The 18,781-nt window shown below is 40.8% G+C and carries 17 protein-coding genes; 6 read left to right on the top strand and 11 right to left on the bottom strand.

Features of this window, described 5'->3' with window-relative positions; genetic code table 11:
• Positions 1 to 2: 2 nt before the first annotated feature.
• From F1E73_RS00510 to yidC, 4 genes are all read left to right on the top strand, one after another.
• The gene (locus tag F1E73_RS00510; protein ID WP_086477219.1) at positions 3 to 407 is read left to right on the top strand and encodes an OsmC family protein; all 405 of its coding nucleotides are present in this window, start codon (positions 3 to 5) and stop codon (positions 405 to 407) included.
• 64 nt (positions 408 to 471) lie between these two features.
• Positions 472 to 708 carry a DUF3820 family protein gene (locus F1E73_RS00505; protein ID WP_086477220.1) on the top strand — a complete coding sequence of 79 codons (237 nt, stop codon included), beginning with the start codon at positions 472 to 474 and terminating at the stop codon, positions 706 to 708.
• Between the two features lie 60 nt (positions 709 to 768).
• On the top strand, positions 769 to 2,391 hold the full coding sequence (locus F1E73_RS00500) for a CTP synthase (protein ID WP_086477221.1): 1,623 nt from the start codon (positions 769 to 771) through the stop codon (positions 2,389 to 2,391).
• A gap of 118 nt (positions 2,392 to 2,509) precedes the next feature.
• On the top strand, positions 2,510 to 4,366 hold the full coding sequence (gene yidC, locus F1E73_RS00495) for a membrane protein insertase YidC (protein ID WP_086477222.1): 1,857 nt from the start codon (positions 2,510 to 2,512) through the stop codon (positions 4,364 to 4,366).
• Positions 4,367 to 4,533: 167 nt separating this feature from the next.
• Here the strand turns inward: yidC and F1E73_RS00490 are convergent, their stop codons facing one another.
• Positions 4,534 to 6,069: a fasciclin domain-containing protein gene (locus F1E73_RS00490; protein ID WP_150450830.1), complete on the bottom strand. Its 1,536-nt coding sequence runs from the start codon at positions 6,067 to 6,069 to the stop codon at positions 4,534 to 4,536.
• Positions 6,070 to 6,356: 287 nt separating this feature from the next.
• On the opposite strand from F1E73_RS00490, the gene mnmA reads away from it, so the two are divergent.
• Entirely contained in the window at positions 6,357 to 7,547 is a 1,191-nt protein-coding gene (gene mnmA / locus F1E73_RS00485; RefSeq protein WP_086477224.1) for a tRNA 2-thiouridine(34) synthase MnmA, read from the top strand.
• A 112-nt stretch (positions 7,548 to 7,659) separates the two neighbouring features.
• Positions 7,660 to 8,601 (top strand): NAD(P)H-dependent flavin oxidoreductase, encoded by a 942-nt coding sequence (locus F1E73_RS00480; RefSeq protein WP_150450829.1) that lies wholly within the window; start codon positions 7,660 to 7,662, stop codon positions 8,599 to 8,601.
• A gap of 23 nt (positions 8,602 to 8,624) precedes the next feature.
• Here F1E73_RS00480 and F1E73_RS00475 read toward each other — a convergent pair whose 3' ends face one another.
• From F1E73_RS00475 to F1E73_RS00430, 10 genes are all read right to left on the bottom strand, one after another.
• Positions 8,625 to 9,140, bottom strand: a complete 516-nt coding sequence (locus tag F1E73_RS00475) for a DinB family protein (protein WP_150450828.1) — start codon at positions 9,138 to 9,140, stop codon at positions 8,625 to 8,627.
• 2 nt (positions 9,141 to 9,142) lie between these two features.
• Positions 9,143 to 9,382 (bottom strand): hypothetical protein, encoded by a 240-nt coding sequence (locus F1E73_RS00470; RefSeq protein WP_086477227.1) that lies wholly within the window; start codon positions 9,380 to 9,382, stop codon positions 9,143 to 9,145.
• Positions 9,383 to 9,576: 194 nt separating this feature from the next.
• On the bottom strand, positions 9,577 to 10,233 hold the full coding sequence (locus F1E73_RS00465) for an SCO family protein (protein ID WP_086477228.1): 657 nt from the start codon (positions 10,231 to 10,233) through the stop codon (positions 9,577 to 9,579).
• Between the two features lie 50 nt (positions 10,234 to 10,283).
• Positions 10,284 to 12,029 (bottom strand): tetratricopeptide repeat protein, encoded by a 1,746-nt coding sequence (locus F1E73_RS00460; protein WP_150450827.1) that lies wholly within the window; start codon positions 12,027 to 12,029, stop codon positions 10,284 to 10,286.
• Between the two features lie 520 nt (positions 12,030 to 12,549).
• Positions 12,550 to 13,884, bottom strand: coding sequence for a DUF58 domain-containing protein (locus tag F1E73_RS00455; protein ID WP_150450826.1), 1,335 nt, complete (start codon positions 13,882 to 13,884; stop codon positions 12,550 to 12,552).
• Positions 13,885 to 13,919: 35 nt separating this feature from the next.
• Positions 13,920 to 14,924 (bottom strand): AAA family ATPase, encoded by a 1,005-nt coding sequence (locus F1E73_RS00450; protein ID WP_086477231.1) that lies wholly within the window; start codon positions 14,922 to 14,924, stop codon positions 13,920 to 13,922.
• 2 nt (positions 14,925 to 14,926) lie between these two features.
• Positions 14,927 to 16,138, bottom strand: a complete 1,212-nt coding sequence (locus F1E73_RS00445; protein ID WP_150450825.1) for a DUF4350 domain-containing protein — start codon at positions 16,136 to 16,138, stop codon at positions 14,927 to 14,929.
• The gene (locus tag F1E73_RS00440; protein ID WP_150450824.1) at positions 16,131 to 16,859 is read right to left on the bottom strand and encodes a DUF4129 domain-containing protein; all 729 of its coding nucleotides are present in this window, start codon (positions 16,857 to 16,859) and stop codon (positions 16,131 to 16,133) included. The genes F1E73_RS00445 and F1E73_RS00440 overlap by 8 nt, the downstream gene beginning before the upstream one ends.
• Positions 16,856 to 17,797 carry an Asp23/Gls24 family envelope stress response protein gene (locus F1E73_RS00435; protein ID WP_150450823.1) on the bottom strand — a complete coding sequence of 314 codons (942 nt, stop codon included), beginning with the start codon at positions 17,795 to 17,797 and terminating at the stop codon, positions 16,856 to 16,858. Before F1E73_RS00435 ends, F1E73_RS00440 begins: the two co-directional genes overlap by 4 nt.
• Complete coding sequence (locus F1E73_RS00430) at positions 17,763 to 18,746, bottom strand: stage II sporulation protein M (RefSeq protein WP_086477235.1); 984 nt, start codon at positions 18,744 to 18,746, stop codon at positions 17,763 to 17,765. The genes F1E73_RS00435 and F1E73_RS00430 overlap by 35 nt, the downstream gene beginning before the upstream one ends.
• Positions 18,747 to 18,781: the final 35 nt, after the last annotated feature.

Genomic DNA, 18,781 nt, shown 5'->3' with positions numbered 1-18,781 from the left:
ATATGACTTCCAAAGTAACCTATTTAGGAGATTTAAGAACAAATTGTGAGCACCTGCTATCGGGTAATAAATTTGTTACCGATGCGCCCTTGGATAACCATGGACTTGGGCAGGCTTTTTCGCCTACGGATACCATAGCTACCGGCTTGGCAAGTTGTATGTTTTCCGTAATGGGGATAAAAGCAAGAGACCTAGAGGTAAATCTTATAGATTCCGTTGCGGAAGTAACCAAATTTATGGAAGCAGACCCTAGGCGGATTGTAAGGATAGATGTGAACTTTAATTTGCCCAAAGATATTTCCGATAAAAACAGGAAAATATTGGAGCATACTGCCCGGACCTGCCCGGTTCACTATAGCCTTCATCCAGATATTGTTAGGAATATTTCCTTTAATTGGGTGCTCTAAATACTTATTTAATCACATTTTCTTTAAGGGGAAACCTCCATGCGCTTTAATTGCATTGCCAGTTATGAATCTAGTTCCAGATAAAAAACATTTAATAGAATTGGCGCATTACCGCATGCCTTTTGGGAAATTTAAAGGAAGGTATCTAGTAGACCTGCCAGAACCCTATTTGGTATGGTTTCAACAAAGTGGTTTTCCCGGGGGAAAGTTAGGAGATCTGCTAAAATCCATGCTGGAAATTAAAATAAACGGATTGGAAGGGTTAATTCGCAAAATTCAAAAAGATTTTCCACGGTATTAACTATAAATTGTGATTGCAATTCGTATTTTTGCTCGCGTTAAGAATTCAACCTAACGCTTCATGTCACAAACGAAATATATTTTTGTAACCGGTGGGGTTACTTCATCCCTAGGGAAAGGGATTATAGCGGCCTCTCTTGCCAAATTATTGCAGGCAAGAGGTTATAGAACAACGATCCAAAAACTAGATCCATATATTAATGTAGACCCTGGTACCTTAAACCCCTATGAGCATGGGGAGTGTTATGTGACCGATGATGGTGCAGAAACCGATTTGGATCTGGGGCATTATGAAAGATTCCTTAATGTACGTACTTCACAAGCAAACAACGTTACCACAGGAAGAATCTATCAAAGTGTGATAGAGAAAGAAAGAAGAGGTGAATTCCTTGGTAAAACCGTTCAGGTGGTGCCGCATATTACCAATGAAATTAAAGAAAGAATCCAACTATTAGGTAAAAACGGCGATTACGATATCGTGATTACCGAAATAGGGGGTACTGTAGGGGATATAGAATCCTTACCCTATATAGAATCTGTACGTCAGTTGCTATGGGAATTGGGGGATAATAACGCCATTGTGATCCATCTAACCTTAGTACCATATTTATCTGCGGCTGGCGAGTTAAAGACGAAGCCTACCCAGCACTCTGTTAAGACTTTAATGGAAAGTGGGATCAAGGCCGATATTTTGGTGTGTAGAACAGAGCACGAGATCTCCGACGATATCAAGGAGAAATTGGCGTTGTTCTGTAATGTAAAACCAGAAGCGGTAATACAATCCATAGACGCCTCTACCATCTACGATGTGCCCATTTTAATGCAGGAAGAAGGCTTGGATACGGTTACCCTTAAGAAGTTAAACCTAACGGATGATGTAGTTCCCGATCTTACCCATTGGAACCAATTCTTGGAATGGCATAAAAATCCAAAGAACGAGGTTACTGTAGGCTTGGTTGGTAAGTATGTAGAATTACAGGACTCTTATAAGTCCATCCTAGAATCCTTTACTCATGCGGGTTCTGTGAACCATGTGAAGGTAAAAGTGAAGTCTATCCATTCCGAGCATTTAAAAGGGAAGGCATTAGAGAAAAAGTTAACCGGATTGGATGCTATTTTGGTGGCACCTGGTTTTGGTGAACGCGGTATAGAAGGTAAAATAAAGGCCGTCCAATTTGCACGTGAAAACAAGATTCCATTTTTGGGCATTTGCCTAGGAATGCAAATGGCGGTGATAGAATACGCTAGAAACGTTCTTAAATTGGAACAAGCCAATTCTACTGAGATGGATGTCAATACCCCAGATCCAGTAATCAGTATTATGGAAGAGCAGAAGAACATAGAGAACAAGGGAGGAACCATGCGATTGGGATCTTGGGATTGTGAACTTGTGGATGGAAGCTTGGCACAAAATATTTACGGGGGGGCTAAGGTTATTTCCGAACGCCATAGACACCGCTACGAGTTTAATAACCAGTACAAGGAGGAGTTAGAGTCGGCAGGATTAGTAGCCAGCGGTATTAATAAGGAAACCGGATTGGTAGAAATTGTAGAGGCACCCTCCCATCCATGGTTTGTTGGTGTACAATACCATCCCGAGTACAAAAGTACAGTGGCAAATCCGCATCCTTTGTTTGTGGCCTTCATCAAGGCAGCACTAAAACATCAGGAAGAGCAAGCATAAGCAGCCGTCCAGTAAACTTGCAATTCGGAATTGGACTTTTATTACAAACTAAAAACCTCGCGCTAATTCGACACAGGTGTTCGGATTGGGCAAAAGATCAAGTAAAATAATACGTTAGATGGAAGAGAATAAATTGGATTTAAACACCATTATCGGCTTTGTGCTGATATTTGGAATCCTTGTTTTTATGTTTTGGCAAAACCAACCTACCCCAGAAGAGTTGGAAGCGCAAAAAGCCAAACAAGAACAAATAGAGGCTGCCAAAACGGTACCGGCCGAGGCTAATAATACGGTACCTGTAGAGGCAATTCCGGTAAATGCCAACGATTCAATTGCTGTTGCCAATTATAAAAATGCCATGGGTGCGTTTGGATATACCACCCCCAACGAGGGAACTACCGTTTTGGAAAACGACTTGCTTTATTTGGAAATAAGCAATAGAGGTGGACAGATCGTAGAGGCAAGAATGAAGGAATTTGTTACTTACGATTCTATTCCTGTTTATCTGATAAAGGATAATAATTCTAGTTTTGGACTTTCCTTTTCTACCTCAGATAATAGGGTGCTAAATTCTAAAGACCTCTATTTTGAACCATCCTTATCTACTTCCGGAGATTTACAGGTATTGTCCATGAAGGCCAAGGTATCTGCAGATAAGTACTTGGAGTATAGGTATGAGATGAAACCAGAAGAGTATTTAGTCGGATTCCAAGTGCGTTCACAAGGGCTTAACGGGATAATAAACAGTAATAATCCCATTAATTTAGATTGGAGATTAAAGGGGATACGACACTCTAAAAGTGTACAGTACGAGAATAGGTATACCAGACTTACCTACAACCATAGTAAAGGTAAAATAAGTAAACTCTCCGAAGGAAGTACGGACGAAGAATTGGAAAATGATGTGAAGTGGTTGTCGTACAGACAACATTTCTTTAGTTCCATTTTGGCTAATCCCAACAATTTTGAATCGGCTAAATTGCAGTCGGTTAATTTAGTGGAGGAAGAAAGTCCTAGCCAAGGTTTTACCAAGGAATTTGCAGCAGAAATACCCTTAAAATTAGAAGCTGGGGAGCTAGCCTATAATTTAAATTGGTATTACGGACCTACAGATGTAAAGGTTTTGGCACAGTACAAGGAGTTGGGCCTTGAAGATTCTATTCCCTTTGGATGGGGAATCTTTGGATGGATTAACCGATATATGTTTACCCCCATATATACTTTCTTAAGTTCGTTTTTACCTTATGGAATTGCGATTGTGGTTATGACCATTCTTGTGAGATTGGCCATGTCACCAGTAACCTATAAGTCCTATTTGTCCCAGGCTAAGATGAAGGTGTTAAAGCCAGAAATTACCGAGCTTAATGAGAAGCACAAGGACAATCCTATGAAGAAGCAGCAAGAAACCATGAAGCTTTACAGTAAAGCAGGGGTGAGTCCTATGAGTGGTTGTGTGCCTGCATTGTTGCAGATGCCTATATTTTACGCACTGTTTATGTTCTTCCCTACTTCCTTTGCCATGAGGCAAAAGTCTTTCTTGTGGGCAGAAGATCTTTCGTCCTATGATGCCATAGCTCAATTGCCATTCACTATACCGTTTTACGGGGATCACGTAAGTTTGTTCCCAATTTTGGCCTCCCTTGCGATCTTCTTTTATATGATGATGACTACTGGTCAGAACATGCAGACCCAGCCGGGAATGCCAAATATGAAGTTCATTCTTTATCTGTCGCCCTTAATGATGTTGTTCTTCTTTAACAACTATGCTAGTGGACTGAGTTTGTACTACTTTGTTTCTAACTTAATTACCATTTTGATCATGTTAGTAATTAGGAAGTTTATTTTGGATGAGGATAAGATCCATGCCCAGATTCAAGAGAACAAAAAGAAACCAAAAAAGGAAAGCAAGTTCCAACGAAAAATGAGGGAAATGATGGAGCAGGCCGAGGAACAGAAGAAATTAGGGAAGAAATAACAATTTCACCCTTATAAGAATAAGCTCCCAAGATTCGATATAAAATCGAGCCTTGGGAGCTTTTTGTTTGTTGAGCTTTGTGACTTAAAGTAGCTATCTCATGGAGGCGTTATGGACTATAGGCGTTAACATAATCGTTTGGTACTCCCTATGCATTATCACAGCTATTATAAGCTAGCCGCAAAATCTACTGCAGCTTGAGGTAGTAATACCTTATCAATTAAGTGTACTACGCCGTTAGAAGCTTTAATATCCACAGCAGTTATATTGGTATTGCTCTCCGAGGCATCTCCGATTACAAAAGTTTCTCCAGAGGCAATTACTTCAATACTATTTTCTGCATAGGCGGTAGCAACCATTCCCGCTGTTAAATCGGAAGCCATTATTTCACTAGGAATTACATGGAATAATAGGATGTCTCTTAATAAATCCTTTTCTGCCTGCGTATCAAAGTCGGCCAAACTGTTATAGTTGTCCCCAAGCGCTGCCAATAGGGCAACAAAGGCATCGTTGGAAGGAGCAAATACCGTGAAGGGACCATCTCCTTGCAATATAGCTACTAATCCAGCGTCTGCCTGTTGCAAGGCGCCAACCAAAAGACTTAGATCGTCTGTAGCTACAGCCAGCTCAACAATGTTCTTGGCCGTAAGGGAGGTAACAAAATCTATCGCTGCTTGTGGCAAAAGTACCTTATCTATTGTATGGGCTACCCCGTTGGATGCCATAATATCGGTTGTACCGATAGTAGCGTTCGTATCTGAGGCATCACCAATTACGAAGGCATCTCCAGAGGCGATAATTTCTATGTTATTATCTGGGTAGGCCGTAGCTACCATTCCAGCGGCTAAATCCGCTGCTAACACTTTTGCGGGAATGACATGGTATAAAAGAATGTTTTTCAATAACATAAGCTCTTCCTCTGTATCAAAATCGTCCAGGCTATTGTAGTTATCTCCTAGGGCATCCAAAAGAGCTGCGAAAGCATCATTAGTTGGTGCTAATACGGTAAAAGGACCTTCTGCGCCTAATGTTGCTTGTAAATCTACCTTAATTACAGCATCTTTTAAGACTGATAAGCTTTCTGTGGCAACAACAATATCTACCAGTGAGTTGCTTTTGTTAAGTTCGTCTAATACAGCCTGTGGTAGTAGTACTTTGTCTATGATATGAACGATACCGTTACTAGCCATAACGTTGGCTGAGGTAACATTTGCTTCTGTGTTAGTAGCATCCATTAGGGAAACTCCACTGTCTAAATTAACAGTGAGTGATTCATCCTGTACCGTTGTTAGCTCCTGACCATTAACTAAGTCTGTAGATTTAGCGCTAACTCCCGAAATAACGTGGTACGTTAAGATGGCGGCAAGCAGGTTCTTCTTTTCGTCCGTGTCAAAATCCTCTAGGGAATCGTAATTGTCCAAACTTGCAAACAAATCCGCAAATGCGGTATTGGTTGGGGCAAAGACTGTAAAAGACCCATCGCCACTTAAAGTAGCCACTAGATTATTATCAGCACTTTCATCTGCGGTCTGCAACGCGGCAACCAAATTGCTTAGAGCATCCGCACTTAGTGCAGTTTCAACAATGTTTTTACTGGGGATTTCTTCTTTCATATTGTCATCATCGTCATCGTTGCAGGATAAAATAAATAAAGATAATAGCATCAGGAAAGCCAATTTTTGAAAATTAATAAGTGTTTTCATAATAGTATGTTTAAAATGTTAAAAGCAAAACTGTTTAATGTTGGAACAATAAGTTTAAACAAAACTAGAAAAAAACAATGAATTTAGCACTATGCTTTTATTTTGTTTATACTTTTCATATAAAAGTTTAACATATTCAGGAGTTTTTCTATGCTTTAAATTGCAAAATCATAATTAAAAAGGAGTTTTAACAGCTGTTTTAGCAATACGGTTTTGGGAAATCATTAAAAAAATATTCTGGGCCACCCAATTTCCAATTTTGTATTTTTGCACTATAATTCGATGTAATGAAAAAGGTAGTTGTAGGACTTTCAGGTGGGGTAGATTCCAGTGTAACCGCATATCTATTAAAAGAGCAAGGGTATGAGGTGATTGGTCTTTTTATGAAAAACTGGCACGATGATTCAGTGACTATATCCAATGAATGTCCTTGGTTAGAGGATAGTAACGATGCCCTTATAGTGGCCGAAAAACTCGGAATTCCTTTCCAGACGGTAGATTTAAGTGCTGAGTACAAGGAGCGTATTGTGGACTATATGTTCCACGAATATAAAATGGGTAGAACCCCAAATCCCGACGTACTCTGCAATAGAGAGATAAAGTTTGATGTCTTTATGAAGATTGCTATGAAATTAGGAGCAGACTATGTGGCAACTGGGCATTACTGTAGAAAGGGAACCCTTACCAATCCAGACGGTACGGAAACCTATCAGTTATTGGCGGGGGTTGATGCCAACAAGGATCAATCTTATTTTCTGTGTCAATTATCCCAAGAACAACTATCAAAGACCTTATTTCCTATTGGGGAGTTATTAAAATCCGAGGTAAGGCAAATTGCGTCGGAGAATGAATTGATTACTGCCGATAAAAAAGATTCGCAAGGCCTTTGTTTTATTGGAAAAGTACGGTTGCCAGAATTTCTACAGCAAAAGTTAAGTCCCAAAAAAGGAGTAATTGTAGAGGTGCCTTCCGCATTGCCACAACTTCATAGCGAAATCCCAGAATTTGATTCTAAATTGGAGGAGCTTTCTTTCCATTCCCAAAAACCGGTCTATCAAATTACCGATGGTAAGGTGGTTGGGGAGCATCAAGGGGCGCACTATTTTACCAAGGGACAGCGAAAGGGACTGAATGTAGGAGGGACCAAGGAGCCCTTGTTTGTATTGGAGACCGATGTGGAGGAAAACGTGATCTATACCGGACAGGGGAAAAGTCATCCTGGCTTATATAGAAAGACCCTCTTTGTAAATTTAGATGAATTGCATTGGGTGCGCTCCGATATGGCATTGGAGGTAGATCAAACCATGGAAGTAATGGCAAGAATACGCTACCGCCAACCCTTGCAAAAAGCAACCTTGTACCGAGTTGATGCGGGCATGTATGTAGATTTCGAGGAAAAACAATCCGCTATGACAGAGGGCCAGTTTGTGGCTTGGTATATTGGAGAAGAATTAGTAGGTTCGGGGGTAATATCTTAATGAACCATAAGTTCTTCCTACAAAGAGGGGGAGAATAGTGGTTATCATTTAATAAGATCTGATTTTATAATTTAAATTCGGTACTATTTTCCTTCTAAAAGTAGGACAATCCATGCAGAACAGAATTACCTCACTTTTTAATATTACATACCCCATAATTCAGGCTGGAATGGTCTGGGCAAGTGGTTGGCGGTTGGCTTCAGCAGTTTCTAACGCTGGTGGTTTGGGAATCATAGGTGCCGGATCCATGTACCCGGAGGTGCTAAGGGAGCATATCATAAAATGCAAGGAGGCTACGGACAAACCCTTTGGGGTAAACATCCCAATGCTGTACCCGGATATCGATAAGCATATGGAAACGATTGTGGAATTAGGAGTTCAAATCGTTTTCACTTCTGCAGGAAATCCTAAAACCTGGACCTCCTTTTTAAAGGAAAAAGGGATTACCGTGGTGCATGTGGTGAGTAGTGTCAAATTTGCACTAAAAGCAGAGGAAGCGGGGGTAGATGCTATTGTGGCGGAAGGCTTTGAAGCAGGCGGACATAATGGAAGGGATGAAACCACTACCTTAACCCTAATACCTTCTGTGAAAGAAAAAACTCATATTCCACTTATCGCGGCTGGCGGAATTGCCACAGGGAGAGCTATGTTGGCTGCCATGATTTTAGGAGCCGATGGGGTACAGGTAGGGAGTAGGTTTGTAGCAAGTAATGAAGCGTCTTCGCACCCTGCGTTTAAACAAAAAGTGGTGGAAGCCGGGGAAGGGGCTACTAAATTGACTCTAAAGGAACTTGCCCCAGTTAGAATGATGAAGAATAAGTTTTTTCAGGATATTCAGGATGCCTATGCTAGGGGTGCCACCGTAGCGGAATTAAAGACGCTATTGGGACGCGCCCGAGCAAAACGTGGCATGTTTGAAGGGGATCTGGAAGAAGGTGAATTGGAAATTGGCCAAGTAGCTGCCCTTATCCACGATATACGTCCGGCTGCAACTATTGTTGAGGATATGATGGCGGAGTTTAAACTAGCGCAAAAAGAAGTGGCTACCTTATAAAAAACCATAAGTTCCCAGAAACTTTACTCCAATACCCGGATGGTCACAAGCATCTGCCCAATGTGACGCTGACTGTGTTCCGCTGCGTGCGTTAAAAGTCCAAGCACCGTAGAGGGTAACTTCTTTCTACCTACCTCACGGGCTTGGGTAAGTTCAGATTCTGGTAAGCTTTTAAACAAATCAATTGCTTCCTCTACCTTGTCATGGAAGTTCTTAACCAATATTGAAACAGTTAGGTCTGGGTTGGATTCCCCTTCCTGTTTTAGAAATTGAAACTGCTGTTCGGTGAGCGACTTGCCCCGGGCATACGTCATAATGCGGTCTAGAACTCCCGTTAAATGCTGAATGTGAAAGCCCACCGAGGCACATCCCGAAGGCCTTTCCCAAAGAAGATGATCTGGAAAATTGGCGGTATAGTGCTGTAATTCCATGTTTGATTGTAGTAAGGCATGGGCTGCAGGTTGTAAAAAGGGGGAAATACCCTCAATAGGACCTCTAAGCCAAAACTCTGGTTCAGTTAAAGTAGTTGATGTTGCCATGGTTATTGTTCAGAATCAATCGTTGAAGTAATCTGATCTACTACGATTTTGGCCTTGTCTACTTCCATATTTTGCACATAGATATCTTGAATTCCCTGCATAGAGGAAGGAAATCCTGCCAATCGCCCAGATTCGGATTCATCCTTTACTATGGGGGTTATACCAATTTCTATAAGTGCTTCCTTAATTCGTCCCGAAACCAGAAAATTTCCAGAAAATATTTTTGTATACTCGTTAACCATAGCTCAGGGTTTTAGTGTAAATCTAAAGTTAATAAAAATTAGGGAACAGTAAACTTATATGGGCCCTTAATATCAATGAGGTCTTTATTCCTTTCCAGAAGATAAACTAGCGGTTATTTTGGCAATCCTATATGCCCCTTGGAAGAATAGAAGCCAATAAAATACTTTTAGTACCTGCCAATGTAGTTGTTTATTTATTCCTTCTTAAGGAGGTAAATATCTCCTATCAATCTATTTAGCTCGTCGTCTAGAGTGCCGTTGTAGATGCCTCTAATCTGTTTAAGCTTATCTACAAGAACAAAGTTGGGTGTATGGATAAAATCTTGTAATCCTCCGTCCCCTTCATCAACGGCGGCAAAAAAGCTTCTTCTAGCCAAATCGTAAATGTGTTTTTTATCACCGGTAGTGATATTCCATTTGGAGGGGATTACCCCATTTTTGTCGGCATATTGGCGCAATACCGGGACACTATCTAAGTCTGGGGTCACGGAAAGTGAAAGTAGTTTTATCTCCGGGTCGTCCAAGAACTCATTTTGTAGTTTATTCATATTATTGGCCATTATGGGGCAAATGCTGGGACAACGGGTAAAAAAGAAATCGGCAACATAAATTTTGTTTCGATAGTCCTGTTCGGTGACTACCTTCCCCTCCTGGTTAATTAGGCTAAAACTGGTGATCGTATGGTTTGCCCCTTGTCCTTGTTTGATGGGATCTACCAATGCTGGATTAAAATCCTTAGGCTGGTAGACGGGTAGAGTTTTTTGTTCCCTAGCACCAAATCTATTAATAGAAACCAGGATAATGATGAATACTAAGATCATTACAACACTAATGTATTTTAGCTGTCCCATAGGCTATTTATTGGTAAGGCTATAGATTATTGGGTGTTTCCGTTAGCTATTTACAGAACGGGCCCATTAATAGCCAAATCGGCGTATTTCCAGGCGGTGTCAAACTCTTCTTTAATTTCCTGGGCTTCTTTCGTTTTATTTTGTGCCTCTAGGCTTTGGTGGAGTCCCATTAATGACCAACCGTTTTGTCTCAGTACTTCCAAATCTTCCTTAAAGCGCATTTCTGCCTCCCCGTATTTGCCCGCTTTTAAGAGTACTGCCCCCAAGGTTTGTCGTACCGGGATGTGCCATGCTGCCGGTTCGCTATAAATCAATTGGTCTTCAAAGCTAATGGCCTTATTGAGGTGTTCCACAGCTTTCTCAAGATCGCCTTCTGCGGCGGCAAGCTCCCCGGCCACCACTTGGTAGGCTACTTTCACGATGTTAGAGGACGGATTGGTATAATTGGCAATTACGCTTTCGAGGGCGGGATTTTCTTGCATCGCTTTTAAAGCATCCAATTCTTCCCTAGCTTCTATCAGATTGTTTTTTCGGATAAAAGCAATGCCCCTTGCATAATGCCATATAAGCTTTAGGTGTAGGTATTGATCCCCAGGATAGGGGGTAGTTAAGATTTCATTCCATTTTCCAAATCGGGAATAGGCTAAAAGAGGGGTAGCGGCAAAATCTTGTAAAAAGGGCAGATTTTCCAATTCCCCAATAGGGACCTTTTCAGCTGTTTTTTTGGCGGCCTCAATGGCGGTATGGCTATCCCCCAAAAGACTGGAGGCCGACCATAAAAAATGAAGGTTGTGTGGATAATACCCCAAAGGATACATGCCCTGTGCATAACACTGTGAAATATAATCCTCATCTGCTAAAATTGCAGCTTTATTGGATTCTACCGCGTCTTTATACCTGCCCACACGTATATAGATATGGGAAGGCATGTGTACTAGATGGCCCGCTGCCGGTATTAAAGATCCCAGTTTGTCTGCGCTGGTAACGGCTATGTCTGGATAGGGGAGCTCTACCATATGAATGTAGTAATGGTGCGCACCGGGATGGTTGGGGTTAATCGCTAAGGCACGTTCCAAGGCAGTCTTTCCTTTGGGGGTGTTCTTAGCCGGATTCCCTTCATTATCCCAATAGTTCCAAGGGGTGGTATTCATCACTGCTTCCGCATACAACGTCTGTAGGTCTGCATCCTCAGGGAATTTCGCTGCTACTGCTGCCATTGCCCCCATGTAGGCCTCATTAAGCTGTACTATGTCTGCAGACAAATCCTCGCTATACCGATGGGTCAATGCCGTTATCAGTGCCTGTTCCTTTGGGGAAGCATCTGCAGCTAACTTATTAGCTTTCATCAGGGCTTCGTATGCTTTGGTTTTGCGTTCGTCATCGGGGAGAGGATCGTTTATGTTGGGCCCCAGTACATAGGCCTGTCCCCAATAAGTGATGGCCGATTGGGGATCTAGTCTACTAGCTTCCATAAACGATCTGTGCGCCTCTGCATGATTAAAAGCGTAGGCGAGTTTTAATCCTTGATCAAAAAAAGACTGTGCCCTTTCATTCTTGGTACTTATCTTAAAATGATGGTTCCCCATATTCTCAAACAAAGGGGATATCTGCTGGGTAGTATCCACATTATTCAACATAAACTTGGCTACTGTACATTTCATGGAATACAGGGAAGCCTGCTGAGGCTTGGCAATGATGGTCCCCTCTTGGTTTTTTTCCGTTGGCACGGCAATTAAAATAAGAAGGACAAAACAGAGAATAATGGTAATTAATACTTGGGCTGACTTTGTTTTCATCGGACTGCGTTTTTGTAATTAATGAACCATAATCAAAATGGAAATGATGAAGGTTTTTAAGCAATTACTTGGCATAACTCAGGTCATTCTTACTATAATACCTGGTCGCTACGATATCATCCATTGTTATATCACAAGGGCTTCCGCACTTGTAGCGCCGTATAGGGCTAAAGCATTTGGTAATGAGAAGGGGCGTTAACTGTACAATGCGTCTTGAGGGGCGATTTTTTAAATTAACCTATGCCAATATAGACGCGCATAAACCAGCAATGGCTGTTCAAAAGAAATTTGTGGGGGATAAAATTCCTTGCTTTCGGGGAAATATTACAAAGTGGAATCAGTAAAACCTAGAGCCACTACCTCTAAAGTTAATTAATTTTTAGTTATGACGGAAGTGTTATGGAAATTATTAAAAATTGTTAGGGTTGGGATATAGGAGTCTGGCGGGTAATATTAATGTAAACCTCCCTATTCAATAGCCGGTATACGGTAATTGGTAGGATTGGTTGGGGCTATGTAATTACAACAGTCCCCTAGCTTTTATTTCCAAGTACTTGTTGATGGTGTTTACGGTTAGGTTTTCGGGTTTGCTAAGGATAGTCTGTATACCATGCTTTTGCAATTCGGTTACAATGAGTTTCTTTTCGTATATAAACTTTTCTGCGATGGTCTTCTCAAATATTTGTAGGGTGGTGGTTGCCTTTTTTTCTGAAAAATGATTTAGTTCTGTGTTCTCAAAGAAAATAACAACCAATAAGTGCTGTTTGGCAATAGCCTGTAAATAGGGGAGTTGTCTTTCTAGGGCATCCAAAGTTTCAAAATTGGTGTACAACAACAGTAGGCTCCTATGCGGTATATTTCTTTTGATATCGGCGTATAACATGCTAAAATCGCTTTCAACAAAATTGGTCTTAACATTATAGAGGGTTTCTAAGATGAGGTTCATCTGAGCGCTTCGCCTTTCTGCCACCACCCTGTTTTCTATCTTGTTGCTGAAGGTAAACATCCCCGCCTTATCCTGTTTTTTAAGAGCGATATTGGAAATTACCAAGGTGGAGTTCACAGCGTAATCCAATAAACTAAGACCATTAAAGGGCATTTTCATTACACGTCCCTTATCTATGATGGCGTAGATTGGCTGTGAGCGTTCGTCTTGATATTGATTAACCATCAATTGCCCTCTTTTGGCCGTGGCTTTCCAATTAATATCACGTACGTCGTCGCCTAACACATAGTCCTTTATCTGTTCAAACTCCATGGTATGCCCAATTCTGCGTATTTTTTTAAGGCCATATTCATGCAATCGGTTGGTAAAGGCCATAAGATTGTATTTGCGGAGCTGTAAGAAGGAAGGGTAAACGGGAACCTCCTGTTGATAGCCAAACGTATATCTTTTGGCAACGAATCCAATAGGGGAGCGGGCAAAAATATTTAGATTCCCAAAGACATAGACCCCCCGTTGGGTGGGGCGTAGCTGATAGGTGAAGCGCTTGGAATTTCCCTTGTTTAAGGTGGCTAAAATTTTAAAATCCCGCTTTTGGAATTGATGGGGTACCTCGTCCAACACCTTAATAGTTACACGGAATAAATAGGTGTTAATGATACGGACCTCTATGTTATTTGCATCTCCGTTAGATAACTTTTCGGGCACAGTACGCGCTCCTATAACTTTTCCTTTGGAAGCAAATAACAGCAATAAATCCGTTAAAACAACCAAGATAAATATATAGAATAGCCATTTAATCACCCCTAGGAGGTGGGGAAATGGGTGGGAGAGAATAAACCCTAGCACCAGTCCGGTGAGTACGATAAAAAATCGTTTCTCTAGATAGGTGTTTTTAAAAAATTGCTTCAAAATGCTGATTTATTAAGGAATAAAACTTCTTTGACCTACCTGGGGATTTCCATAGTTTCAATAATTTGTGTAATCACCTTGTCTGGTGTCAATCCCTCCATTTCACGTTCTGGTGTTAATATAATACGATGTCCCAAAACGGCGATGGCCACTTTTTTAATATCGTCCGGAGTAACAAAATCGCGCCCGTTTATTGCGGCCATGGCTTTGGAAGCGTCCATAATGGCGATGGAGGCCCTTGGTGAGGCCCCAAGGTAGAGATTGGCATTTATCCGGGTGTTGTTTACAATTCCCGCTATATACTTCATCAAATTCTGCTCTATAATGATTTCCTTGATGGTATCTTGGTAAGCGCTAATCTGGTCTGCGCTGAGCACTGGGGCTATTTCTTCTTCCACTGCTTTATTTTTTTGTTGGTGCTTGCTTTCCAAAATCATGATCTCTTCCTCTAGAGAGGGGTAGTTTACCTTAATTTTAAAAAGGAAGCGGTCTAATTGTGCCTCGGGCAGTCTATAGGTACCTTCCTGCTCAATGGGGTTTTGGGTGGCAAATACCAAAAATGGGGCTTGCATTTTGTGTTCCGTCCCATCCATGGTAATCTGTCTTTCTGCCATTGCCTCAAATAGGGCGGCCTGCGTTTTGGCCGGAGCTCTATTTATCTCATCGATTAAAATAATATTGGAAAATAACGGCCCTTTCTTAAATTCAAATTCCGAAGTCTTTACATTAAAAATGGCCGTCCCTAAAATATCACTGGGCATTAGGTCTGGCGTAAACTGAATTCTATTAAAATCTACACTCATAGTCCTAGCTAAGAGTTTAGCGGTCACGGTTTTTGCCACTCCGGGAACCCCTTCAATGAGAGAATGTCCATTGGCCAAAATGGAGATAATTAGAAGTTGAATCATATCCTGTTGTCCAATGATCACTTTCCCTAGTTCGGACTTTATCTGTGTCACGGAGGCCTGTAATTCACTAAGGTCTATTCGGTTCCTAAACTCCAATGGATTTTGGGCGTTTTCCTTTGATATTTCTTCCATGCTTATTTTTTAAATTGTTCTATTTTTTTATTCAGGTTGATGAGGTCTTGTTCGTTGTGTTGTTTGTTGGTTTTCAATAGGATTAGTAAATCGATCATCGCCTTGGTTTCTTCAAAGGATTTTCCTGATCTGGACGATAGCTCACTCACCGTTTTATCATTTATAGTGTGGGTGTTTATATAGTAACTACTCCTTAGAAACTCTAAAAAGTAATTTATTTTTTTGGAAATTAGATCGCTGTAATCCCGATGGTCATGGTAAATACCCCCAACGGTCTTGGCAAAATCTATGGAAGAGTTTTCCAAGGGAGGTATTACCGGGATGATGCGTTGTTCCCTTTTGCCTTTAAACAATACAAAAATTAAAATTCCGGTTACCCCTAAATAATAGGCCCATTTTAGAGCGGGTTGGTTAAGGACAAAGCGCATGGGAGAATCTATAATAACCCTCCCAGCTTTTTTGTAATTGTCCCAGTAAACCGGAGCTTGGTTTAAATACGAAAGCGCATTCCCAACATACTCCTGGTTGCCACCAAGCATATAATAGTTGGTAAAAGCTTGGGGTGTGGTATTCAAATAAAAATTCCCTTGCCCAAAGGATACTCGGATATAGTTGGGCCGTTTGGTATTTTTTAGGGAATCCATGGGCAGTGATCCAACCCGTTCAGGGAAGGTAATATGTCCCAAGACCGTGGTCTTTACCGTGTCTACGGAGGTAAAATGGGTATTGTAGAGGCCACGGGTCATGGCATAGTTCCTATTAGGGAATGTAGGGTGGGTAAGCTTAATTTGTACACTATCTTCCTTAAGGGTAGGGAAAGACGCTATGCTTAAATTTAAAGTGTCCATTAGAAAGTTACCAAAACTAGTGGCGGCCAGAAAGGCATCATTACCAGCATCCACGTAATTTAGCAATTGGTTCACCTCCTGTTTGTCTAGTTCCAAATAATTATTGATTAAAAGGTAATTGGATCTTTTATCGGATTGGTGCTTGGATAGGGGGTTGTATAGGCTTTGCTCTACCTTAACTATGTTTTGGGCCGGAAATATTTGTGGCAATTCTTCATATAGCACATAGCACCCAAAAGGAATTTTATCTCCAGCGGTGTAGGAAGGTTTCCAATTGATAGGCCTAGGACGCACAATTTCAGTGAAAATTATGCCTAGTAGCACGGTTAAAAATAACCCGATAATGATTTTAGACCGTTTATCCATGGCTGCTTGGATTATTTATAAGGTCAAACTTTGGTTTTGCAGCCCTATAGGCAGCTTCATCAATTTCTTGCTCCCCGTACCACACGTATTCATACAAATAGGAAATCTCCTTAAAGAGAATTTTAAGGGAGGGAGAAGTGATTTCTTGCTCGTAATCTTGATTGGTTTTTTTGTACTCCCAAGCAATAACATCATTGCTGGATAGGGTTTTTAAGGCTATCAAATATTGATACCGAATAGCAGATCGGTAGTTCTTTTGGTTAATCGCATTTGCTAACAAGGCCTCCAAATCAATTTGATCTATATGTTCTTCGGATAGATTGAGAGGATCTAAAGAAGAGGCTTTTTTATTGAAAATGTGTGAAACTTGCTGCCCCGTTAAAAATTTTATCAATAGATAAATAGCCAGTAGCCCCATAAGAAGGTAGATCACTACCTCTAATACTTTTGCAATGTCGGCAGGAATTTCTATTCCAAACAAACCGTGTAGCCCATCTGAAAGCCAGGTAATAGTTCGCAATACTAAATTTTGTGACTCTCCATCGGCAAGTTCGTAATTAAATTCCTTACCGTTATACTTATTGCTAAGGTCTTCCTTAAAGCTCCTAATCACCAAGGGGGTACTGTTATCTTCGGTCAGGACAAGGCTATCCTTAATCTCTTGGGAAAATCCCATGGAATAACTAAAAAATGCGAAAAGGGAATACAATCGTTTTCTCAAAGGTCTGGGCTTCCTATTTGGTCTATCTTGTTTCTAGTGTGAAGATTATATGTTTTTTCGTGCAGGGAGTAATATAAAATTCCGTTTACAAATTGTGATAAGCATTGCGAATATACCATAAGGATCAACAACAAGCAGGTACCCAAGGTGTAAACTATGGTGGGGACCAAGGAAGTGGTTAAATCTACATCGTTTTGCACCACGTGAAACGTATAGATGCCTACCAGGGTTCCGGGGATCATTAAAACCACTAAGAACAATAAGCCAATTAGAAACCCAAGGATAAAATTAACGCCTACTGCCCTCCAAAAGTTTTTGGAAACCAAATTCCAACCTTCTCCAAGAGCTTCCATGACCCCTCTTTTTTCTTTTAACATGGCAAAAAACGAGACCCCTACCCAGGCCATGAAAAAATATTGAACCACATATTGAGCAATCATTCCAACAAGTGGGATAATAGCCAAAATAACGGCTATGAGCATATATCCAAAAAATGCTAAGATCATCACTAAAATAAAGGCTAGAATATTTCCCATATTGCGCTTAACGGTTTCCCATACGGAGGACTTATTAATATTTTGCCCTTCTTGTTCTTCGTAATGAATCATATAGGAGGTGCTTAGACTATAATTGAGGATGGCGACCACAAGGAAAATAATAAAGAACAGGACACCGCCAATAATAAAGTAAGTCCATGGTTCCGAAGCGGTAATCATGCCTCCCAGAGGGTTTTGCTCATTGGCGATAAGGGCTAGCACCCCAGATACCATCAGGTAGCTAACTACCAGCAGACCAATAAGAAATACGCCGTTGTAGCTGATGAAAATATTGGTGAAGTTTTTGAGGTTCCTTTTTAGGAAATCAAAATACAAGGAAATGATATCACCAAAGTCCCTGTTTATTTTAAGTTCGATAAACTGCTGATCCTTTTCGTTCATTTTTTCGGTTTAGTAAGATGGGGTATAGAATATAATAGTATACAATAAGGGAAAATGAGGCTCCGATAATGGTTAACGCCAACCAGACCGACATATTGGAGTAGCGGGTTATAAATCCTTCTATAAATCCGGCAAGGATAAAAAAGGGAACGGTACTCACCACAACCTTTAGTCCGTCTTTAGCGCCCTTCATAAAGGAAACCCGCCTAGAGAATGTTTTTGGAAAAAGTATACTATTTCCCATGATGAGTCCGGCACAACCTGCCACTACAATTACCGATATTTCTATGGTGCCGTGTAGCCATATCTGTTTATTAGCTTCAAAAAAGACCTGTTGTGTATAAAAAAAGGTGATAAAAGCTCCTAGCATAACGCCATTGCTAAAAAGAATATAGGCGGTACCAATACTTGTAATTACCCCAAAAGCAAAAGCTAAAAATGCCACGCGTATATTATTGATGGTAATCCCTAGAAAGGACCCAATTTCACTGCCTCCCTTATAAATAGCGGTTGGGTCTCCCATGGCTATATTATTAAGGGTTTCGTTTATATAGGCATCTCCCAAAATTAGGCGTACAAAAGAATCGTCATAAAGTGAAGAGATACTCCCTATGGCTGCTGAGACGGCAAATAGTAAAAAAGCAAGGAGCAGGGTAGGGTGATATTGTTTAAAAAATAAAGGGAATTCGGTTTTCCAGAAATCTATGATCCTATTCCGACGCTCTTTTTTGTTCTTATATAGTTTTTGGTGGGCTTGTGAAGCCAAGGAGTTTAAATACAGTAAAGTCTTGCTGTCAGCATAATAGGTCTGTGCATAGGCAAGGTCATTGGTGAGTTTAATATAGGCATTGGCCAGTTGGTCTGGACTCATGTGAGCATTTAAGTTCATGGCCTTTTCAAATGCCACCCATTTTTCCTTATTTTGCCTCACGAAAGCAGCTTCACGCATAGTGGAATTGTTGTTGGAAAAATAAAAATAGCATT

Origin of the sequence: Arenibacter lacus (assembly GCF_008711145.1) — a bacterium.
In the GTDB taxonomy this organism is placed as follows: Bacteria; Bacteroidota; Bacteroidia; order Flavobacteriales; family Flavobacteriaceae; genus Arenibacter; species Arenibacter amylolyticus.
This window is presented reverse-complemented; position numbering and strand designations above follow the sequence as displayed.